This window comes from Allobosea sp. P5_A5, from assembly GCF_056400625.1.
This window is the reverse complement of the sequence record NZ_JBFUKY010000019.1, coordinates 1-19,148: the sequence shown is the minus strand read 5'-3', so window position 1 is coordinate 19,148 and position 19,148 is coordinate 1. Positions and strand designations below refer to the sequence as shown.

Below are 19,148 nucleotides of genomic sequence, written 5' to 3'. Positions count from 1 at the left end.
GGGAGAACGCCGAAGTTCCGAGCGATGCGCCCACTCGGAAAGGCGAAGTCACTGTGAAGCCTGGATCGCCGTCACAGACACGCGGGAGCCGGCCGCAGCCTCATAAGGCGCGAACCCAGACAGGCCCGTCAGGATAGTGTTGAGCCCCGTGATGAGGTTGGCCAAAAGCACGATGCCGCCCGACAGCGGGGCTATGGTCGGAAGAGATCGATTGCGTTGACCGTAGACAGTCAAGCCTGTGTAGATCGCACCGGTCTTGATAAACTCGCCTCTGAAATCAGGAACAGGTGCGGTCCCTGTTCCTAATGCGCCGAACACAATTACTGGCTCAGCGGCAAATGTCCGGCTGAAGGTAATCGTTGCCATCCCATTGGCGTCGAGCGTGACATTCTGAGCGGAGGTTAGCCGCTCATGCTTGTGATCAGCCCTCGAAGCCATATCCATCGTCCCAGCCGCAGGTGAGACGGCTTCAGCGGATGGAACGGTGTTCGCTAGGGGCAGAGCCAGGGAAGCCGCAACATCCATCGCCGCCGCCTTTAGCCGTAGGCGCCGGCAAGCTTGGCTTGCGCAATCGGCCCGTCCGCAAGGGACTGAATGATGTCGGTTCCGGGGTGCGTGCCGTCCGTGATCGGTGCTTTTTGCACCACGGCGGCGCCAGCGGTATGGGCTGCGGTCGCGGCGGTCTGCGTAAAGTGCGTGAACGGCCCCGTTCCGCTGACTCCCGTCACCAAAAGCGTTTCCGGGCTGCCATCATTGAACGTCAGATGCGACCCGATGGGTAGGTAGATCGGCAAATCGAACTGCCCCGCCGAAATCGCACTTGAAGTCGAAAGAGTGGTGGCGATGCCCCGATCCGCCAGATCCGTTCGCCACTTCCCGCGCTGCCCACCCTTCGAGAAACCGTCACAGGCATCCAGCAGGTCAATCGTGGCGTCGATGAAACGGTTGTTGGGCTGCCGAATGAAGGCATCTAGTGACCAGGCTGTACCGGTAGGATAGGTCCAGTTTGCCGTCTGACCGCTTTGGTTGGCCTGTGTCTGGAAGCCATCCGTGGACTGTGTGCGAGGCATAAGCGAGCCCTGCACGCGGCGAACCATAGGCCAAGCCGTTGCGATAGCGGCCCAAAACGCAACCATCGCCGCCTGAGGCACGCTGAAGGTGGCGCCCACGTCGTTTGTGCCATAGCCGCTGTGCGTCGCCGTGAAGGGGACGTTCGGAAGCGTGCCGACAAGTCGCATACGGCGAGTGAGGCCTTGGTTCGCACCAACACCCGCAATCCCGGCAGCAAGCGAGCCCGCCACTGCCCAGTTGCAGAAGGGCAGGCGAAGCGCTCCACCGGCCTTGCTGTCCATTCCGCGTTCAAGATAGCTGCACGCTCCCGTGGGCGTCCTGAGGGCGCGGTAAGGGCCTGCGCCGGCATCGATCGATGTCCCGAAGCCGAGAACGCAGGGGCGGCCGTCCCAACCCTGCGCCACCATCATGGCCGGGCCATAGGCGTAGGCATCCGGCGTTCCAGGCGTCGTGCCCGAGATGCCGCCAGCCATGACCTTCGCAGCGAGCGAGGTCGTGCTGTTCTCTACGCGGTCGCCGAACATGATCGAAGCGCCGGGATACTGCCCGCAAAGCGTTGAAGCCGCATTTGGGACGGCGCGGGCTACGCGCACGCAGCAGCGGGTCCCAGGCGGAATGACAACGCCATTCGGTGCGTCGGTCCAAACTTCCGTATCGTTGACTAGCGTGTAAGCCGCAGCCGAGCCGGCAATGGTGAGCTGAACGGGCGAGCCGTTGACGCCGACCTGAAGCGACACAGCCTCGATTGTGATGTCGTTGCCGTTCGCCGCTTCCTGCCCGCCAGCACCGTTGGCAGTCAGATACGAGTTGACGAACCCGAAGCGAGGGTTTGCCGTCCAGTAGTCGTCCGAGACGAACCACTTCTCATAGACGCCAAAGAGCTTCGAGGCGCCCGGCGTGTACCGCTGCACCGGCCACGAAAAGCCGTTGCTCGACACCATGAACGGGCCTGTAGCTCGGGCCACGGCATACGGAGCACCTGGGGAGACGACCGAGGGGTTGCCTATATCCACATCAGGTCTCCGTTGCCGTCCAGGCTTGACCAGTGGTCCCGCCTATCACCGAAACCGCTCGGTTCGTCTGGATCGAGAACGTCGCGCCGCTTGTCACTTTGTAGGACCCCGCCGCGTTCACCGTCGCGGTGCCACCAATTTCGTTGATCCAGAGGTCAGCGGCGCTAATATTCTGCCCCTTTAGGGCAATCCGCGACGCGTTTGCAGGCGCCATCTGCTGCGCCGCGCCACCGGTCCCAATGGTCCCCGAACGGTTGTTTCCGCTCGATAGACTTCCTCCTGAACCAGGCCCCCCATCAATGCGGAGACGGCCTTGTTGCGTCAGTGTCGCGGGTGCTTCACTGCCGACATCATAATTCGGGTCGGACGTAACGACATTTCCAAAAATGCTCACTGCTGCCCTCCGAATGGCTGCCTCATGGCGTCAGCGCGCATCTGCGCTTGATGACCCCGCTGCATCAGCTCAAGCGGGGCCAGATTTGCTTCAGTTTCAGCCCGGAGCGCCTGAGCACGCTTAAGGTCTGCTCCGGCCATCATTTCGTTGATGCGGGCCGACATCTCGGACAGCTCTTCCGGTGTCAGTTGCTTGGGTTGGTCGATCGTGACCGCTTGAGGCTGCTGAGCCTGCCCCGCCTGGGCCATCTTCAGCATGGCCGATGCCTCGGTTTCCTTGACCTTTGCGGCGCCCTGGGCGAGCTGAATCTGCTCTGCCTGCTGCTGTGCCGGGTTCGGCTGGCTAGCGGCCTGCTCGATCTGGTCGTAAGCGCCCATGATGCGCTTCTTGTCGCTCGACGGCAGGTTCATGGTCGAAATGAGCGCACGAGAAAGCTGCGTCATGACCGGCGGCGGTATTGCCTGACCACCGGCCGACATTGCCTGTCCAATTGCCTGCTGCGCATCCTCACGAAGCGTGATCGTGTCTGGACCTTCATCCAGAACGAAGTCGACCATCACCTTGCCAATAGGGTTCTCGACCCCTACCACCTGCCCGAATTCATTCTCACGGGGCTGGTTCACGCCCATGAAGCCGGCAAGGCCCTCATCGTCCGTGAGCCGAATATACCGAGGCGTCTTCCAGAATTCGCGTACTGCTTCCCATGTCTGGGCATAACAGCGTAGCTTCATGGCACGGACGCGGACGATAAAGGGGCCAAGCTCGGCAATCGCAGCTTGTTGCAGGAGCGCAATGGCCCGGCCGGATTTGTTATCGAGGCCCTGACCGATCAATGCAGAGTTTGGTCCAAAGTTCTCGATTTCCTCTTTCGCCTCTTGCAGCATCTGCACGTTGGCGACAGCAATATCGGTATTACTCTCAATGCGAAGCTTGCCCGCCTGGCCAGCGGGTAGAGCAACGACGCCATCAACCCGATGCGCTTCGGCGCGGATCTTCTCCACGTCGTCGACAGCGCCTTCCTCGATGATCACCTGTTTCGTGTTGAAGGCGTGCAGCGCGCGCGAGCGACGATGATTAATCTCGTCCTGGGCGCCTTTCAGGTTGCGGACAAACCCGTACCTGTTGCCCTTCTCGTCGACATTTGCCGACTGCATGATGAAACGGGCAGCCGACTGTCCTTTGCTATCCTTGAACGGGCTATCGCCCTCTTGCAGCACAATCATGCCGGTATGGATCGCGTAGCGCCATTTGCCCTGATCGCGATACCAGACTTCGACGATGCGCAGTTTCTTGAGTGCCGTGTCCCACCACAGGTTATCTGTGTCCGGGGTCAGCGCCTCGGCATCAGTGCCGTTCGCCAAGCCTGAAACGCTGGCCTCAATGTCTTTGACCGAGTCCGGCAGGAAAGCCTTTGCCTCGTCCTCGCGCATCCACTTCGCTACACCGACAAAATGAGCGTCCGAGAAGTCGTGTTTCAGCGAGCGCGGGTCGTAGAAGAACGTATCGCCAGGCTGCCGCGCCAGGATCGGATCAGCCGACCCGTCCTCCGTCTGCTCTAGCGACTGTTCCCAACCGCCGATGCCGCCAACGGCAAGGTCAAGGTTGACCTCCGAAAGCTGGCTCTCCCAATGCGAGGCATCGAGCACATAACGCATCGCCTGCGTTGCGACTTCGGCGCCTTGCTCGTGGGCCGGTGTACGCGGATATGCCTTAGGGTCCTGCCTCAGTCGCTCCAACAGGCCGATGATGCCGTTGATCTTCTTTGCGATGCGGTTGTAAGTGATCTCAGGCTGGCCGCGATCCTCAAGCGTCTTGCGCTCTTTCTCGGTCCATTGCTTGGCGTGGTAATAGGCCCAGGCACTACGACGCTCGTCGATCTCGTCCATTTTCAGGTCGACATAATCGCGGAGCATCCTGCGGAAACGATCAACGTCCGGCTTCTCCGATGAAGCGACGACAGCGCCGTTTGGCTCGCTCGACGGAATGACGCCCTGCCTGCGGTCTGTCGAAGGAACCACGCCTTTGCGGGCATCGTCAGGAGCGATAACGCCGGGAGCTAGCGCACTCCTTTCCGATGCAATCAGCGCCATGAGGGACGTTCCTTTGCCGCTGTAGAGCGGTAACCAGACGACTTGTCTTTGGTAGGCTCAGGCGGCTTTGCGCCGTTGAACATCTTGTCGAGCAACTGGCCCACGAGACCTAAAGCATCGACCTGATCGTCATGAACGCCCGCCGGAAAGCGCAGGCACTCCGAGATCAGATCGGCCTTCCACGGAGCATCAGGCCTGATCCTGAGCCCATCCATAGCGATGCGGCCACGGATCGATTGAGCGCGAACAGCTTTGTCGCCCCTGGTCGGAAATTGGTCCCGAACGACGTAGGCGCGACGCTCCCTAATCCGCTTGTCGAGGAAAGGCCCGACGCCAGATTTGATCTGCCCTTGCTCCTCGGCCCAGCCGATCGGCTTCCATTTCAGAACAAGGTCGCAGAACGCTTCAACCCAATCGTCAGAGGCCGCTTGCTGACGCCAGACATCGAGCAGATGTAGCTTCCCGTCTGGGTCGACGCCGATAACGACATGAACCGTGAAGTCACCGCCCTGAGCAGTGACGGCATAGTCCGAGCCACCATAAATCCGCATCTGCTCACGCGGTGGCGGAGAAATCGGCTTAAACCACTCTTCCTTGAAATAATCGCCCTCATCAGGCGTGGGCTGCTGCTGATATAAAGCTGACCAAAGGCGCGTATCGCGCTTGGCATCAGCCCGCATCTCAGCAGTAAACCACTCAGGCCATAGCGCCTCGCCAGGAGCGCGCCCTAGCGGATCCTTGAGGCCCGCTTCCATCGGTAGGGATACGACACGCCAGCGCCCACCGTTCTCACGGTCGCCTTCCTCTGCGAGCAATCGCCCGGCTAGGTCATCCTCATGCCAGCGGGTCTGAATCAGGATGACAGCTGCACTAGGCTTCAGACGCGTACCGAGATCGAACTTGTACCAATCCCACTGCTTGTCGCGGACAAGCTTGCTGTCGGCATCTTCCCGAGACCGAACAGGGTCGTCGATGATGGCGAGATCAGCGCGTCGGCCCGTGATCGAGCCCCCAACGCCCGCAGCGTAATACTCGCCTTCCTCGTCAGTTTCCCAACGGCCGGCTGCCTTGTTATCGCCGGCTACCCCAAAGCCGAGAAGCGGCTGGTGCTCGGCTACCAGATTGCGAACCTTGCGACCCCAGCGCTCTGCAAGCTCTGCCGTGTGCGACGCGGCGATGATGGACCGATGAGAACCCTGTGAAAGATACCAGGGTGGGAATAAAACGCTTCCGTATGTGCTCTTTGCCGAGCCAGGCGGGAGGAACAGCATGAGCCGATCCGTCTCGCCTCTCGCTACTGACTCAAGCTCCCTGACGATTAGCTGGTGGTGGCGTGCTGGCTCGTAGCCGCACTCTCGGCACCATTCAGTGAGTGACGCCCTTGCGCGTCGGCGGCGCAACAACTCCTGCGCTGCCAGCGCTGGCGATAAGTGCAAGCTCATCGTCGGTCATGGCTTTCGGGTCAGTCTTGTGCGTGCTCTCGCGCTTCTCGACGCGGACACCAGCAAGAACGCCCTTCTCTCGAATGGCTGCGATGGCTGCGGAAAACTGGCCTGCTGCGAGGGCCTTTTCACGGACTTGCTCGGCTTCCTCAATGAGGCTTGCCGCAGTGACTTCGGCCTTGATAGCGCCGCGCTCCTGAAGCTCGGCAACCCGTTTTAAAATGCTTTGATCGTTAGCGAGGGTTGAGGCATTGCCCCGGTTCGCTGAGTATCCGGCTTCGGCCTGGGCCTCTGTCGCGCTCTTGCCTTTTGCAAGCTCCTGAGCAAAGCGCTCGTGGCGTTGGTTCGGCAGTGCGCCCATCGCCTCATGTCCTGACATGGAAACGCCCGGTAGCCTTTCGGGAACCGGGCGGGGAATGGCTGGAACGGCAGGGCTCGAACGACATGGGCGTTAACAGCGCCCCGCTCTACCGGCTGAGCTACATTCCAATGAACTTGGCACCGGAGCCCGGAATCGAACCGGGACCGCATGGTTTTGGAGACCAGCAGGCTACCTTACAACACACCGATGTGTTGCTAGGCTCGCCAGTACGGCGAGACGATGATCGTCTGGCCCATGCTCGTCATCCTGGAATCAAAAGCGCCCGGCCATCTCTGAACCGGGCGCAAATCAGCACAATTTCATTTCGGAAATTAGCAGGGGCAAGATTCGCCGTCAAGCGGCTTGAGGAACGACGGAGCGTTGCTCATAACCGAACAGATAAGAAAGCTCTTGCAGACCAGCAACAAGGAAAGCCTGATCAACAAGAGGGCAGCGCTGATCAAGCAAGACAGTCGCGTAGATTGAACGCCACATTGAACCCTCGGGACCGCGCAGCACGTCAGCCATTTTGTCGCGTAGGGCCTTGATCTTCTCGACTGCTTCAGCATCAAGGTCCCGGCGGTTATCGCCGCCAGCTTCCCGCCGGCCCATTTCGTAGTCGGGGCTGCGTGCGGTGCGAGAAGGATTGCCTACCACCGCATCATAGCGCCCGATCGCATCTGCAAAGCGGCTAGCCGATGAGACCAAACTTGCGCTGATGATGCCCTGCAAATGCATGATACCGATCTGGGTCCCGAAAAGAGGATCGACAAGTTTCTTCTCAGCGAGAGAAACAAGCTGCCGAATGGCTGCGGGGGAGCGGTCAGGCCGAAGCTTGCCGCATGCGTAACGTTCGCCTTTAGACTTTTTGCGACCCACCTGAGTTCTCCTAGCGAAGGTTCTTGGCGATGCCGTCAGTCCGCTTGTGTAATTCACGAAGCGCGGCTGACAGAGATACGACGCGACTATCTGTTTCGGCAAGGATCGACATAGCTTTGTCCACGCTATCCTTACAAATAAGCAACTCTCCTTCGACTCGCGAGACTTCCGGGGCTATTGCGCGGAAAGCTTCATTTTCGCCGGGGCCAAATTCTGAGCCCCGCACTTCTTTCACCCAAGCCGGCGGCACCGAAAGCCGTGCAGCTACTGCATCATCACTTTCAGATCCCGAGTAGCAGTTCTCAAGATACACCTCTTTGACTGCCGCTCGGACGCGCTTTGCATCCTCATAGGTCATAACTCGCGGAGCATCAGGCTTGACGTTCATGTATTTCCTTTCGGCGTCAGTTCGACGCGCCTCTTCTTCGGCATTGACGCAACCAGGGCATTTGGTCCGACTATCGTCTGGGCCGAGTAGCCATCCGGCATCATTGAAATGCTTGAACACGACCTCCTTCGAGGCGATACCGCTTGGGTGAGAACAGACCATCCGACCGCTGACACCGCATGATGCGCATGCCAGTCGATAGACCGACCGCATCACGCCGCCGTCGCGCTCCTGAGTGGGCTTAAATAATCGCATTGATGCGACTGCCGGGGGGATTGGCTTGAGGCGGGTTTGCGCCCTCTTCCCTGTTAAGGCCACGCATCAATCCTTTTCGGCGAGGGAGCAGATGTCGCTCGCAAACTCCGAGGCAAGCTTCGCCAAAATATGCGCATTGGCGTCGCGCCTCCGTTCCAACATGTAGTCTCGGTTTCGTTCGAGGAGAGCCGCCGCCTCTTCCAGCTTTGCGTTTCCAGCTTCACGGAGGGCGGTGGTGATGAGGGCGTTCCACTGCTTGGGGTTCGCGCCGTCGAGACGGTTCGCAAGCTCCTTCGCCTTCTGCTCAGCGTTGGTCATGGGGTTTCCTTTCGTCATAAGCGATGGCGAGGCCACAGACTGCTAGGATGACGACAAACAGCGAGATCTGCGTCGCAACACTTGCGTCAGCCTGTGAGAGACCGGCATAGGCGACGAAGAGATATGCCAGCCCCGCACATACGGCGATGAAACCAGCCATGGCGATTACCCCGACAACTACGAACGCGAGCGGGATCAGCACGTACCTCATCCCCCGCTCCTGCTGTTCGGGTTGGTGGACCGACCGCATGGGCAGTTGTGAGGGTAGAGGCTGCCAAACAGCCATTGGAAGGCGCGCCCTAGCCAGCCGATAGGCGCACCGCACCGTTGGCAGCAATATGAGGGATAGCTCATTCCACCTCTCCATTGGCTGGGGTGTTGGGGGTGCGCTGGGCGATCTTGCCGCAGCGAACGCATACGTCCTGGACGTAGCGCCGTTCGCCCAAGGGATCGTCTTGCCACGTCACGTTGTTCGTTCCCTCGACCTTGTGCCAAGAGGAACTGCCCGTCATGCGCTGCATCTCGGATAGGATCGGCTCGTCATAGCGAGGCTCAAACCGGCAGCCTCCGAAGAACTTGCCGACGCGCGGACACTCGCTCACGACGCTCTCCTCTCGTTCCATTGGTCAAACATCCAGCCTTCAGACTTGTGGGCCGGGTAGTATTTGCTCAGACCTGGCTTATGGCCGGCGGCAACCCGCTCGAACCATTCGGGGCTGTCCTTGGCGATGAAGACCTTCGGAGGGCCTTGGCTTTTCGAGGGTGGGGCGGCTTTGAGCAGCGCTTCAGCCAGGATCGGCAGGTAGTAGCGCCATGAAACGACGCTCTTGCCGCGACGAGAGCGCAGCGTGGGGAGGATCACGCCTTCGACATCGGCGTTCTGGCTCTCGATCAGCTCGTGGATCGGAGCGAAGCTGCCGAGGGTGTCGCTTGCTGCGGCCTCACAGCATTGGCGTTCTATGTCGATCCAATCGAAATCAGGCGCGCTCGCAGAAGATGCCGCGCTAGCGGTATCTTCTTTCTCTCCTTCCCTACCTCCTACATCCTCCATCTGCGGAGCGATTTCCGCTTTTGGGGGAAATGGGGCGGGCTCATCTCCAGCCCTTTCCGAAATTGCGACGTATGAGCGTAGTTCGGTGGGTAGCGGATGGACCGCACTGGGGGACTTGGGCCGCTGATATTTCCGGAAATTGCGGATCGCGCCATACTGCTTGCCGTTCGCCTCGAAGCGCTTGGCGATGTTGTTCTCGGCAATCTCGGCTAGCAGCGCAGACACGTCCGCGCCGTCTACAGGCAGCAGGCGCATCTTGAGGGTGACAGGCTTCCATTCGAACACGCCTTGGTCGTCAGCCTCGGTCCAGAGGCCGAGGACAAGCAGGCGTGCGAGCGGGCTGCACGAGACGAAACTTTCATCCGTGAAAAGGCCGGGGTGGATTGAGCGGATACGTGCCATCAGCGGGCCTCGCCTGCGGCGGCAACGGCCCAACGCACCACGTCTTGGGCGCACTTTACCGGATCGGTGTAAATCTCAGAACCGGTGAACCGATAGACCGTATACCCCAGCTCTTGCAGGCGTCGGTCTCGCGACCGGTCGGCCTTCGCCTGTTTCTTTGTGCGCTCGTGGAAGTCATGCCCATCGCATTCAACAACAAGGCGCTTGTACTCTTTGCCGGCGAGCACCGTGACCATGAAGTCAACGCGGAATTTTTCAATGCGTGCCTGCCCAAGAACAGCAAGCTCTCCCTTTTGCGGCTCTGGGCCAACCACTGGCGTGCCGAACAGCGATTCGAGCTCTGCAATGTTCCAAAGGGCGGCAAAAAATATTCCCTCGATGGGGGACATGCCCTTTGCCTCAACACGGGCCGCAACCTCATTGAGGTTTTCGAGAATGCGGCGGTGCATGTAATCCGCGATGGCTTGATATGGCCCTTTCATCATGCAGCCTCCCGCGTCGAGATGACTTCGAACATCGAAAGCGAAACAAGGATCGGGGCGCCCTCGAACTCTATGAAGGCGAAGCCCTTGGGTGGCTTTCCACCACCCCTGACAATGCGACCAATCCGACCGTCTTGGGTGACGATCCGGCTACCGATCAAGGCATCCTTGACGAGCGCCATCACGACGCCCTGAAGCTTTGGCTATCGAGGGCATCGAAAAGCCCATCACGAAGGGGTTCAAGCAGCCCAAGCTCGATAGCCTGTCGCGCGCTCTTTGGGCCTGCCTGCTTGCCGCTGGGCTCAAACCAGTATGTCGGCTCCGCATTGCCGGTCTTCATGACTACGTTGCAATGGTGGAGCGTCTGACCTGACTTGCAAGTCTCGACAATCTTCAGGACACGCTTAGGTAACTTGACGTCTTCCGTCATGGTTGACCTCCGGTTTTCTTGATGACACCCCAATTCTCAAGGACGCGGATAGGCTCATCGCGCCCGACCGCGATGGCGTAGGGCACGCCTATCGCGATGCAAAAATCCTTGAACTCAACCTGATGCGGCCCAAGTTTCCCGGCCTCAGTCTTCAGCTCTAGCCAGCCGGTACGGTCGCGCAGGACAGGGCCGCCCATAACGATAAGGTCGAACAGGCCGCGCTTAAGCCCAGGCTGCCGGAAAGCGCCCGCATTCGGCACGGCCGCTACGAGCGTGTTGGGCAGCCCGAAAGCCTTCCAATGGCTGATAACTGCGGCTTGGATGGCGGCCTCCTTCATTCCGCCACCCGCGCTTTAACCTGAGCCACGAGGTCATCAGTGACGCGACGCATCTCCTCGTTCGTCTCGCGAAGATGCTGAATCTTCCTGGCTGCGTGCAGGACGGTCGTATGATCTCGACCGCCGACATGGCGCCCGATCTGAGGCAGGGAGAGCGTCGTCAGCGTCTTCATCAGCCAGCAGGCAATCTGCCTGGCCTTGACGATATGCGCCGTGCGGCGGGCGCTCTTCAGGTCAACACGCGTCACGTCGAAGTGCAGCGCGACCGTCCGCATGATGTTGAAGGTGTCTGCGCCCCCTTCTCGGGACTTGATGCGGCGGGCAGCGAACAGCCGGCAGTGAGGGTGTCCGCGCTTGTATCGCTGCACGATCTCTTCAACCGAAACCGGGCGCGAAATCGGGAATACCAGGATCTTCGGCAGAACCGGCGCCGGGATCGTCTGGACCTCTTCGGCCACAGGCAAAGACGGCGCGTACATGCGCGCTCGCCTTGCGGCATAGTCCGCAAGCATCTGGGCGGGGTCTGTGTATTCCTTGGTTGCTATGAGGGTCATCGCCTAAACCTCCTCGCCAGCAAGGACACTCCGAACGCGATGAGCCAGCCGCCTAAGGCGATCGATTTCCTCGCAATGAAGGTCCGGATTGGAGAGCGCGAGACGGGAGGCGTAACCTTCCAGTCGGTTTGCATGGGTGAGAATTCCTGTGCTCAGCTCCCGCTCGGAGATGCGGGCGATTTCGCGCTCAAGCACTTCGATCTCCGCATGGAGGATCGTGCGGCTTTCCTTGTGCCAAAGGGCTTTTGCGCGACGGGCGGTGATGCCGAGACGAGCCGCCACGCGCGGAAGCGCGCTCTTCAACGGCAAGCCAGCGGCGTAGTGGGCGATGATCGTGCCGAGATGAGCACGAGCGGTAGCTGCAACGGCCATATCAGTGACTCGGTAGCGCTTGGACGTTTCGTCCAAGGAGGCGGGCGACATAGACGCCATGGCGGACTCTCCGACTGCGATTTTCAGGGCGCAGAAGGAGCGGAGACGCATGGAGCGGTTGAACGAAGCTGTTGCCCGAGTGCTTGCAGGCTTGCGGGCTCAGCTTGACGATAGAAAAGCCGGCGGGGTTGTTGAGGCCCCGCCGGAAGGTGCCGCGCGTCGAGTGGCTGTGAATGCCGCGCGGGTGGGGAACGACGATCACGGCATCGCCTCAAACAGGCGGAACCAGAGGAAGGCTGTCGGGATACCTGTGAAGGTGAGCATGAGACGGTAGGCCATGGCTCAGCGGTCCCGAGAGGCGACACACAGCGCACAGGCCATCAGGCCGATGGGGGCGCCTAGGAACATGCCGAGGATGATGAGAGAGGCAGCGTACATGTCAGGCGGCCTCCCCTCGCGCGCGTCCCGCGTGTGCACGCGAGGCGGCTTCGATTTCACGCTCATAGGTGTCGATGATCGACTCGAACTCGGTGCGCTCGGACGGGTCTTTCGCCCGGCGCTTCACCAGTTCGCGGATGGCCTTCGTGTCGTAGCCTTCGCCCTTAGCTTCGGCGTAGACTTCCTTCGCGTCGCCTTCGATGGCGCGCTTTTCTTCATGAAGGCGCTCAATGCGCTCGATGATGGAGAGGAGACGCTGACCGGACATGGCTACGAAGCCTCCGCCATGGGCTGGGGCTTGGCTGGGTGCGCCGCTGCGATCTGCGCCACCGTGAGGGGTTTCCCGATCGCTACTGACGCTTCCGAGACAGCGTGCCAGTGTACCCTCGGGATACGGCCTCGCATCTTCATGATGCGGGCGTACGAGGGGTACTTCAGGCCAATCGCCTTGGCGAAAGCCTCGGCGGACGGCCAGCGGTCGATGATGTCGATCGGTGTCATGCCCCGCACGCTACATTTGTAACGATGCGTCGTCAATACCTTTGTAGCGATCAGCCCGGCTATCAATGCGGGATGAACGCTAGAACCGACAGGCTGGGGTCCGCCATGAAGGCGGCCGGCATCACGAACAAGGCAGAGCTCGCCCGCCGGGCGGCACTGAACGCTGTTACTGTGAGGGCCTATGTCAGCGGCACGCGGAATCCCCCTCTCGACGACTGCGACAAGATGGGTCGCGTTCTCGGGGTCCGGGGGAAATGGTTGTTCGACGGGACCGGGCCGCGCTCAGCGTTCAAGCCGTCTACGGTGCCTCTAGTGGGCTACGTCGGCGCGGGGGCTGCGGCGGCTTATTTTGCCGATGACCAAGGCTCTTTCGATGAAGTCGATGCGCCGCCGGACGCGAACGAGGCAACGGTCGCAGTGGAAATTCGTGGCGAAAGCCTGGGCGCCTTGTTCGATCAATGGGTGGTATTTTACGACGACAAGCACGATCCGCCACATGAGGGGATGATCGGCCAGCTCTGCGTTTGCGGGCTTGAGGATGATCGGATCCTCATTAAAAAGCTGGTGCGCGGTCAGATACCGGGTCACTTCACGCTCCTCAGCAACACCGAACCGCCGATCTATGACGTGCTGGTAGCATGGGCCGCTATCGTCACGTCGATGAGGCCGCGGTAAAAATATTTGCGCCTGACCGCTACAAATGTGTTGACGGCATAGCGCTACAAAAGTAACGTCTTCCTAAGAGCACGGGAGACAGCGCCATGCGCACCGACACATTCACACTAGACCTCGACCAGATCGAATTCGGTGACGGCCTGACCCTCACCGCGATCATGACCGCCGATGTCGAGAGCGACGAGGAAGGGACGTTTTTCGACCTCTACGCGCTCCGCTGCGAGAACGTCCGCGTTGAGAAGGCGGATTGGCGTTGGGCTGCGGTTGCCCAGTGGATCGCGTTCGACGCTGCCCGCGACAGGATGGGCCGGGTCCGTATGGCTCATGCCGAGGCGCCTGAGTTTCAGCGGGTGGCGGCGTGAGCCTCCGTCGCCTTGCGACCCGCGTCACAGCATGGTGGCTCGCCCGCCGCGTTGAGCGCCGCAATCCCGAGTTGGTCGCCCTTCGCAAAGCCGAAGCTGAGCGCCGCCGTCAACACCGCCCCGTCAAGGACATCCACAAGATGCGCCGCGCTCTCGTCATCGAGAACCTGCGCTCTGAATTGGGAGTGCCGAAATGAACGACGCATTCTGTTCCGCCGCCCGCTTATTCGAAGCGACCGCCGCCGTGGCGATGCCAATCCAGTCGGTGGTTTCCCAGGCTAACGCTATCCACCGCTGCGCTTCGGATGCGCCTAACTCGGTCGATCGTAAGGCGCTCAAGGCTGAGATTGAACGGCTTGAGGGTGCGACCGCGACCCTTCGTGAAGTCTTGGACCTCGGCAAGCCCGTTCTGCGGCTTGTGGCGGCGGAGTGATGGCCATGGCTTGGAGCACAATCGAAACCGCCCCGACTGATGGCGATACGGTCCTTTTCTATGACCCCCTCCTAGGCGTCATTTTCGGCCACTTTTCTGAGCCGGACGAGGACGAGGGCGAAGAGAGCTACTGGGTCTTCCAAGACTTCGTAGGCGATTACGTCGAGGGCGCTGAGCCGACCCATTGGACGCCGCTGCCGAGCAAACCGGATCAGTGACATGCGGATCGCCCCGATCGACATGAAAGACGACTTCGACCCTACCGGCGGCTTCCCTGACGAAGCCACCCTCTGTGTCGAGTGCGATCACGTCCACCCCGACAGCAAGAGCAAGTCGCCTTTCCAGTGGCGGTGCCTGAAGTTCCCGGCGCCCCCGATGGGCGGGTTTGTGGACCCCTCCTATCGACCGTCGCCGCCGTACCACCGCTGCGAAAAGATCAACAACGGGCAGTGCCAGCACTGGACCCCGATCAAGACGCCGAAAGAGGCTCATCATGATTGAGAAGAGCGCAGATATCTCCGAGATCGCCAAGGCGCTGCTGACCTTTCAGGCCCAAGCCCACGGCGTCGTCAAGGACAGCAAGAACCCGCACTTCAAGAACCGCTATGCCTCGCTTGAGGCTGTGGTCGAGGAAGCCCGCCCGGTCCTTCAGAGCGTTGGCATCTGCTGGATGCAAGCCCCCGGCAAGATCAACGCCGGCAATATCGGTATGACCACGCTGCTCATGCACGCCGCGTCGGGCCAGTGGATTTCCTCCGACATGGAAATCCCGCTCGGCAAGCAGGATCCGCAGGGCGCCGGTTCTGCCATCACCTATGCCCAGCGCTATGCCCTGATGGCCTCGCTCGGCTTGCCGCCGCTCGATGATGATGCCGAAGGCGCCATGCCCCGCAATCAGAACCAGAATCAAGCGCCCACGCTCTCCGAGTCTGCCAAGGTTTTCATCTTTGCGGCTGACCGCGCGAAATCGGCTGAAGAGCTTAAGCAGTGGATCGATGATGTCGAGCCCGAGCTGAGCAAGCTGAAGCAGAACGAGGTTGAGGCCGTGAAGGCCCATGCCCGGCTTCGCTACCGGCAGCTCGCGCAGAAGGAGGCAGCATGAGCCGCCGGACCTTCATCATTCGCGGCAAGCACGACCGCCAAAACGTCGCTCGATGGGCTCACGAATGCTCTGACGGCGTGACGGTCGAGTTCAAATCTGCCCGGCGCTCAATCGATCAGAATGCGATGCTCTGGGCCATGCTGAGCGAAGTCAGTCGGCAAGTCGTCTGGTACGGCACGAAGCTGTCGCCGGAAGACTGGAAAGACGTGTTTACCGCCTCGCTGAGGAAGGCTCGCGACGTGCCCGGCCTCGATGCCGGCACCTTCGTCCCGCTCGGAATGCGCACGTCCGAGATGACCAAGGGCGAATTCGCGGACCTCATTACGCTCATCCAGGCTTTCGGAGCAGAGCGCGGCGTCGTCTTCGCTGACGATCAGGAGGCCAGTCATGCGGCGTGAGTTTTCACGGGCTCAGAAAGCTCAGATGCTCAAGCGCGCTTCCGATGCGCAGGGCAACGTCTGGTGTGAAGGCTGCGGCCTCAACGTCACCGGCAAGGTCGTCGAGTTCGACCACACCATTCCTGAGGCTCTGGTCGTCGATAAGACCAAGCCGCTGACGATCGATGACGGCAAGGCTCTAGGCCGCGATTGCTGCCATCGTGCACCGGGCGGGAAGACCGCTCAGGACGTAGCGACCATCGCAAAAGCCAAACGCCAGGAAGCCGGACACTACGGCATCCGCACGAAGATGAAGGGCGCCGGCTTTCGCAAATCCCCTCCGCAGAGGCGGGCAAGCTCCGTCCTTGCCAAGCCCCTTCCTTCACGAAGGATCACGCCATGAACGGCAACCCCGTCTACCAGCCCGAGCCCATCTGGACCCGAGATCCGATCTCCACAACGGCCCTGAAGCTCATCGCCTTGCTTTTCATGTTCGCCGGCCTCGGTGGCCTGCTTGCTGTTTGGGGGAATTGACCAATGATCAAGTTTAATGTGCTCAAGCGCTGGTCTTCTGAGGTCGCGTTCACTGCCGAGATCGATTGCGCTGATGATGCGCCGCCGAGCATTAAGATGGGCTTCGCGGTCAAGTGGGCAATTTCCTACGGCGCGAACCTCTCCCGCGCGGACCTCTCCGGCGCGAACCTCTACGGCGCGAACCTCTCCCGCGCGGACCTCTCCGGCGCGAACCTCTACGGCGCGGACCTCTCCGGCGCGAACCTCTCCCGCGCGGACCTCTCCCGCGCGAACCTCTACGGCGCGAACCTCTCCGGCGCGGACCTCTCCGGCGCGAACCTCTCCGGCGCGAACCTCTCCCGCGCGAACCTCTACGGCGCGAACCTCTCCGGCGCGAACCTCTCCGGCGCGGACCTCTCCGGCGCGAACCTCTACGGCGCGAACCTCTCCCGCGCGAACCTCTACGGCGCGAACCTCTCCGGCGCGGACCTCTCCGGCGCGAACCTCTACGGCGCGAACCTCTCCGGCGCGAACCTCTCCCGCGCGGACCTCTCCGGCGCGAACCTCTACGGCGCGGACCTCTCCGGCGCGAACCTCTCCGGCGCGAACCTCTCCCGCGCGAACCTCTACGGCGCGAACCTCTCCGGCGCGGACCTCTCCGGCGCGAACCTCTCCCGCGCGAACCTCTACGGCGCGAACCTCTCCGGCGCGGACCTCTCCGGCGCGAACCTCTCCGGCGCGGACCTCTCCGGCGCGGACCTCTCCGGCGCGAAAAACGCCGATCTGGCGATTGCCAGAACCAGAATCCTACCCGATGGCGCCCTGATCGGCTGGAAGAAATGCGAGCGAGACGTAATCGTTAAGCTCTCAATCCCGGCTGACGCAAAGCGCAGCCATGCTTTCGGGAGGAAGTGCCGAGCTGAATACGTGGACGTGCTGGAAGTCATCGGCGCAGAAATCGGCATCAGTCGTCACGATGGTAAAACTGAATACCGCGTTGGCGAACGCGTCATGCCTGACGCCTTTGATGAGAATTGGCAGGACGAGTGTTCGTCTGGCATCCACTTCTTCATTACTAAAGAGGAGGCGCTGGCTTATGCTTGAGAAGGCTTGCTCGACCTGTAAAAAAACATTGCCAGCCGCTGAGTTCTATCCGCACAGGCGGATGAAGTCCGGGTTGCAATCTCAATGCCGCCAATGTGCGCGCCAATGGCACCGGGATCGTCCCGAGATGATGGATGCGGCCATAGCGCTTATCGAAGCGGGCCCCTGCTTCCCGCAGGACATCTACGCCGCGATGATCAAGGCCGCCCCCAATCCCCCGGCTTCACTAGATCGGAGTGAGCCATGAGGGGGGCAACGGCAGAGCGCGTCCTTGACCGACGCCCTATGACGCCGACGATGCTGGCTGAGCGCTGGCAGTGCTCAGAGCGCCATATTCGCAATCAGATCGCAGCCGGGAAGTTGCGCGCCTTCAGGGTGGGCGGCAGGCTCCTGCGCATCTCAATGGATGCCGTGGAGGAATACGAATGCCAGAGTACCGCCTGTGCTTCTACCGAGGAAAGTTCGCCGTCACATGGATGGACGAAAAGCTCGGCCGACAACGCCGCTCGTTTGGCACGACTGACCGTTCGGAGGCCAATCGACTCCTAGTCGATTTCGAGGTTTCGCAAACGAGAGTGCAGGCCAAGGCCGCACCGCAGACGATCGGGTCTATATGGGCAGCCTACCGTAAGCAAACTGATGGCCGGCCCGTGGCCGTTACAATGGGTCATGAGGAGAAGGCTCTGAAGGAGCGCTTCTTTGACCTGCCCCCGGAAGCCATCAAGGATGCTATCGTTGACGAGCACATTGCGGCTAGGCGAGGGCAGGGGAGGTCAGACGGCACAATCTGGACCGAGCTGGGCCATTTACGAATCGCGCTGTCATGGGCCGTCAAGAAAGGGCTGATCGATAAGGCACCATACGTGAAGCGCCCACGCCAGCCTAAGCCTAAGCGCGATTTCCTCACCCGCGATCAGTTCAACCTCTTCCTGTCCAAGTGCGAGCATCCGCATCTGCGGCGTTTCGTCATCATCGCCATCACGACCGGCGCGAGGGCTTCGGCCATCCTAGATCTGACGTGGGATCGCGTGGATTTCGAACGCGGCCTAATCGACCTTTCGACAGAAGCTGAGATTGCCGACCCCAACAGGCGCAAGAACCGCCCGACCGTGCCGATGAATCGAAGCCTTCGAGCTGCACTCGCAGAGGCCAGGGAAGGATCCATCAGCAAGTATGTCATCGAATGGGCTGGCGAAAAGGTCGGATCTGTCAAGAAAGGCATCTCAGCCGCCGCGAAACGGTCGGAGCTGGAGTTCGTCACGCCGCACGTCCTGCGTCATTCGGCAGCGGTGTGGATGGCGGAGGGCGGCCGCGACATGGAAGAGATCGCGCAGTACCTGGGCCACTCTGACAGTCGCATCACGGCGCGCGTCTATGCCCGGTTTTCCCCACAGTTTCTTCGTGAAGCGGCCAACCTTCTTGAGCTTGATTCGGTTAGCGAAATATCTGCGAAAAGGCCCTTGCGCGCGTGACTCATTCGTATTACGTTTGAGGTATGCTGAAAGACGTTAGAAAGCCCGTCACATTCCGTTTTTCGAATGCCGAGCGCGAACAGATCGCGGCTGCCGCAGCTATCAATGGAGAGACGGTTTCAAACTGGGTTCGCCGCACGCTTCTGGCGGCTGCCAGGAAGACCAAATGATGGTGGGCGATACAGGGATCGAACCTGTGACCCTTCCCGTGTGAAGGGAATGCTCTACCGCTGAGCTAATCGCCCTAGGGTTCAAGTGAACCGAAGGTCCGGAGATAAACAGATGCAGCGATTGATGTCACCCCTCCCGTGTGAAGGGAGTGTGAAGGGAG

At 60.7% G+C, this 19,148-nt stretch carries 32 protein-coding genes, 3 tRNA genes and 1 pseudogene; 14 read left to right on the top strand and 22 right to left on the bottom strand.

What is annotated here, in order from left to right; all coding sequences use genetic code 11:
* Positions 1 to 48: 48 nt before the first annotated feature.
* The 21 genes from AC1DR6_RS22460 to AC1DR6_RS22360 all read right to left on the bottom strand — a co-directional run bounded on the left by AC1DR6_RS22460 (position 49) and on the right by AC1DR6_RS22360 (position 12,779).
* Entirely contained in the window at positions 49 to 444 is a 396-nt protein-coding gene (locus AC1DR6_RS22460; protein WP_476831495.1) for a hypothetical protein, read from the bottom strand.
* 92 nt (positions 445 to 536) lie between these two features.
* On the bottom strand, positions 537 to 2,012 hold the full coding sequence (locus AC1DR6_RS22455) for a hypothetical protein (protein WP_476831494.1): 1,476 nt from the start codon (positions 2,010 to 2,012) through the stop codon (positions 537 to 539).
* Between the two features lie 462 nt (positions 2,013 to 2,474).
* The gene (locus tag AC1DR6_RS22450; RefSeq protein WP_476831493.1) at positions 2,475 to 4,568 is read right to left on the bottom strand and encodes a portal protein; all 2,094 of its coding nucleotides are present in this window, start codon (positions 4,566 to 4,568) and stop codon (positions 2,475 to 2,477) included.
* The gene (terL, locus tag AC1DR6_RS22445) at positions 4,559 to 5,839 is read right to left on the bottom strand and encodes a phage terminase large subunit (RefSeq protein ID WP_476831492.1); all 1,281 of its coding nucleotides are present in this window, start codon (positions 5,837 to 5,839) and stop codon (positions 4,559 to 4,561) included. The genes AC1DR6_RS22450 and terL overlap by 10 nt, the downstream gene beginning before the upstream one ends.
* Positions 5,840 to 5,933: 94 nt before the next feature.
* Positions 5,934 to 6,371 (bottom strand): terminase small subunit, encoded by a 438-nt coding sequence (locus AC1DR6_RS22440; RefSeq protein ID WP_476831491.1) that lies wholly within the window; start codon positions 6,369 to 6,371, stop codon positions 5,934 to 5,936.
* A 56-nt stretch (positions 6,372 to 6,427) separates the two neighbouring features.
* A tRNA-Asn gene (locus tag AC1DR6_RS22435) sits at positions 6,428 to 6,499 on the bottom strand.
* Positions 6,500 to 6,506: 7 nt separating this feature from the next.
* Positions 6,507 to 6,580 (bottom strand) — tRNA-Trp (locus AC1DR6_RS22430).
* A gap of 145 nt (positions 6,581 to 6,725) precedes the next feature.
* Entirely contained in the window at positions 6,726 to 7,250 is a 525-nt protein-coding gene (locus AC1DR6_RS22425) for a hypothetical protein (protein WP_476831490.1), read from the bottom strand.
* 10 nt (positions 7,251 to 7,260) lie between these two features.
* On the bottom strand, positions 7,261 to 7,758 hold the full coding sequence (locus AC1DR6_RS22420; protein ID WP_476831489.1) for a hypothetical protein: 498 nt from the start codon (positions 7,756 to 7,758) through the stop codon (positions 7,261 to 7,263).
* Between the two features lie 201 nt (positions 7,759 to 7,959).
* Entirely contained in the window at positions 7,960 to 8,211 is a 252-nt protein-coding gene (locus tag AC1DR6_RS22415; protein WP_476831488.1) for a hypothetical protein, read from the bottom strand.
* Positions 8,198 to 8,422: a hypothetical protein gene (locus AC1DR6_RS22410; RefSeq protein ID WP_476831487.1), complete on the bottom strand. Its 225-nt coding sequence runs from the start codon at positions 8,420 to 8,422 to the stop codon at positions 8,198 to 8,200. The genes AC1DR6_RS22415 and AC1DR6_RS22410 overlap by 14 nt, the downstream gene beginning before the upstream one ends.
* A gap of 139 nt (positions 8,423 to 8,561) precedes the next feature.
* A complete protein-coding gene (locus AC1DR6_RS22405) occupies positions 8,562 to 8,813 on the bottom strand; it encodes a hypothetical protein (protein ID WP_476831486.1) in 252 nt (83 codons plus the stop codon).
* Positions 8,810 to 9,664: a hypothetical protein gene (locus AC1DR6_RS22400; protein WP_476831485.1), complete on the bottom strand. Its 855-nt coding sequence runs from the start codon at positions 9,662 to 9,664 to the stop codon at positions 8,810 to 8,812. The genes AC1DR6_RS22405 and AC1DR6_RS22400 overlap by 4 nt, the downstream gene beginning before the upstream one ends.
* The gene (locus AC1DR6_RS22395) at positions 9,664 to 10,149 is read right to left on the bottom strand and encodes an endonuclease domain-containing protein (RefSeq protein ID WP_476831484.1); all 486 of its coding nucleotides are present in this window, start codon (positions 10,147 to 10,149) and stop codon (positions 9,664 to 9,666) included. The genes AC1DR6_RS22400 and AC1DR6_RS22395 overlap by 1 nt, the downstream gene beginning before the upstream one ends.
* A complete protein-coding gene (locus AC1DR6_RS22390; RefSeq protein WP_476831483.1) occupies positions 10,146 to 10,328 on the bottom strand; it encodes a hypothetical protein in 183 nt (60 codons plus the stop codon). Before AC1DR6_RS22390 ends, AC1DR6_RS22395 begins: the two co-directional genes overlap by 4 nt.
* Positions 10,328 to 10,576 carry a hypothetical protein gene (locus AC1DR6_RS22385; RefSeq protein ID WP_476831482.1) on the bottom strand — a complete coding sequence of 83 codons (249 nt, stop codon included), beginning with the start codon at positions 10,574 to 10,576 and terminating at the stop codon, positions 10,328 to 10,330. The genes AC1DR6_RS22390 and AC1DR6_RS22385 overlap by 1 nt, the downstream gene beginning before the upstream one ends.
* On the bottom strand, positions 10,573 to 10,914 hold the full coding sequence (locus tag AC1DR6_RS22380; protein ID WP_476831481.1) for a VRR-NUC domain-containing protein: 342 nt from the start codon (positions 10,912 to 10,914) through the stop codon (positions 10,573 to 10,575). The genes AC1DR6_RS22385 and AC1DR6_RS22380 overlap by 4 nt, the downstream gene beginning before the upstream one ends.
* The gene (locus tag AC1DR6_RS22375; RefSeq protein WP_476831480.1) at positions 10,911 to 11,372 is read right to left on the bottom strand and encodes a helix-turn-helix domain-containing protein; all 462 of its coding nucleotides are present in this window, start codon (positions 11,370 to 11,372) and stop codon (positions 10,911 to 10,913) included. Before AC1DR6_RS22375 ends, AC1DR6_RS22380 begins: the two co-directional genes overlap by 4 nt.
* Before the next feature lie 99 nt (positions 11,373 to 11,471).
* A complete protein-coding gene (locus AC1DR6_RS22370; RefSeq protein ID WP_476831479.1) occupies positions 11,472 to 11,900 on the bottom strand; it encodes a hypothetical protein in 429 nt (142 codons plus the stop codon).
* Positions 11,901 to 12,279: 379 nt separating this feature from the next.
* The gene (locus AC1DR6_RS22365) at positions 12,280 to 12,546 is read right to left on the bottom strand and encodes a DUF2312 domain-containing protein (RefSeq protein WP_476831478.1); all 267 of its coding nucleotides are present in this window, start codon (positions 12,544 to 12,546) and stop codon (positions 12,280 to 12,282) included.
* A gap of 2 nt (positions 12,547 to 12,548) precedes the next feature.
* Positions 12,549 to 12,779, bottom strand: coding sequence for a hypothetical protein (locus AC1DR6_RS22360; RefSeq protein WP_476831477.1), 231 nt, complete (start codon positions 12,777 to 12,779; stop codon positions 12,549 to 12,551).
* A gap of 105 nt (positions 12,780 to 12,884) precedes the next feature.
* On the opposite strand from AC1DR6_RS22360, the gene AC1DR6_RS22355 reads away from it, so the two are divergent.
* The 14 genes and pseudogenes from AC1DR6_RS22355 (at position 12,885) to AC1DR6_RS22290 (ending at position 18,987) form a co-directional block, all read left to right on the top strand.
* The gene (locus AC1DR6_RS22355) at positions 12,885 to 13,454 is read left to right on the top strand and encodes a helix-turn-helix domain-containing protein (RefSeq protein ID WP_476831476.1); all 570 of its coding nucleotides are present in this window, start codon (positions 12,885 to 12,887) and stop codon (positions 13,452 to 13,454) included.
* A gap of 86 nt (positions 13,455 to 13,540) precedes the next feature.
* Positions 13,541 to 13,816, top strand: coding sequence for a hypothetical protein (locus tag AC1DR6_RS22350; RefSeq protein WP_476831475.1), 276 nt, complete (start codon positions 13,541 to 13,543; stop codon positions 13,814 to 13,816).
* The gene (locus AC1DR6_RS22345; protein ID WP_476831474.1) at positions 13,813 to 14,013 is read left to right on the top strand and encodes a hypothetical protein; all 201 of its coding nucleotides are present in this window, start codon (positions 13,813 to 13,815) and stop codon (positions 14,011 to 14,013) included. The genes AC1DR6_RS22350 and AC1DR6_RS22345 overlap by 4 nt, the downstream gene beginning before the upstream one ends.
* Positions 14,010 to 14,249 carry a hypothetical protein gene (locus tag AC1DR6_RS22340; RefSeq protein ID WP_476831473.1) on the top strand — a complete coding sequence of 80 codons (240 nt, stop codon included), beginning with the start codon at positions 14,010 to 14,012 and terminating at the stop codon, positions 14,247 to 14,249. Before AC1DR6_RS22345 ends, AC1DR6_RS22340 begins: the two co-directional genes overlap by 4 nt.
* Positions 14,250 to 14,254: 5 nt before the next feature.
* Positions 14,255 to 14,467: a hypothetical protein gene (locus AC1DR6_RS22335; RefSeq protein WP_476831472.1), complete on the top strand. Its 213-nt coding sequence runs from the start codon at positions 14,255 to 14,257 to the stop codon at positions 14,465 to 14,467.
* Between the two features lies 1 nt (position 14,468).
* Complete coding sequence (locus AC1DR6_RS22330; RefSeq protein WP_476831471.1) at positions 14,469 to 14,750, top strand: hypothetical protein; 282 nt, start codon at positions 14,469 to 14,471, stop codon at positions 14,748 to 14,750.
* Positions 14,743 to 15,351 carry an ERF family protein gene (locus tag AC1DR6_RS22325; RefSeq protein ID WP_476831470.1) on the top strand — a complete coding sequence of 203 codons (609 nt, stop codon included), beginning with the start codon at positions 14,743 to 14,745 and terminating at the stop codon, positions 15,349 to 15,351. The genes AC1DR6_RS22330 and AC1DR6_RS22325 overlap by 8 nt, the downstream gene beginning before the upstream one ends.
* Complete coding sequence (locus tag AC1DR6_RS22320) at positions 15,348 to 15,749, top strand: recombination protein NinB (RefSeq protein WP_476831469.1); 402 nt, start codon at positions 15,348 to 15,350, stop codon at positions 15,747 to 15,749. Before AC1DR6_RS22325 ends, AC1DR6_RS22320 begins: the two co-directional genes overlap by 4 nt.
* Before the next feature lie 25 nt (positions 15,750 to 15,774).
* Complete coding sequence (locus AC1DR6_RS22315; protein WP_476831468.1) at positions 15,775 to 16,131, top strand: hypothetical protein; 357 nt, start codon at positions 15,775 to 15,777, stop codon at positions 16,129 to 16,131.
* Positions 16,128 to 16,262, top strand: a complete 135-nt coding sequence (locus AC1DR6_RS22310) for a hypothetical protein (RefSeq protein WP_476831467.1) — start codon at positions 16,128 to 16,130, stop codon at positions 16,260 to 16,262. Before AC1DR6_RS22315 ends, AC1DR6_RS22310 begins: the two co-directional genes overlap by 4 nt.
* Before the next feature lie 3 nt (positions 16,263 to 16,265).
* Entirely contained in the window at positions 16,266 to 17,345 is a 1,080-nt protein-coding gene (locus AC1DR6_RS22305) for a pentapeptide repeat-containing protein (protein ID WP_476831466.1), read from the top strand.
* 243 nt (positions 17,346 to 17,588) lie between these two features.
* Positions 17,589 to 17,756 (top strand): annotated as a pseudogene (locus tag AC1DR6_RS22300) (hypothetical protein); the annotation flags it as partial.
* A 14-nt stretch (positions 17,757 to 17,770) separates the two neighbouring features.
* The gene (locus AC1DR6_RS22295) at positions 17,771 to 18,817 is read left to right on the top strand and encodes a tyrosine-type recombinase/integrase (protein WP_476831465.1); all 1,047 of its coding nucleotides are present in this window, start codon (positions 17,771 to 17,773) and stop codon (positions 18,815 to 18,817) included.
* A 23-nt stretch (positions 18,818 to 18,840) separates the two neighbouring features.
* Complete coding sequence (locus AC1DR6_RS22290; RefSeq protein ID WP_476831464.1) at positions 18,841 to 18,987, top strand: plasmid mobilization protein; 147 nt, start codon at positions 18,841 to 18,843, stop codon at positions 18,985 to 18,987.
* Here the strand turns inward: AC1DR6_RS22290 and AC1DR6_RS22285 are convergent.
* Positions 18,988 to 19,062, bottom strand: a tRNA-Val gene (locus AC1DR6_RS22285).
* Positions 19,063 to 19,148 lie beyond the last annotated feature (86 nt).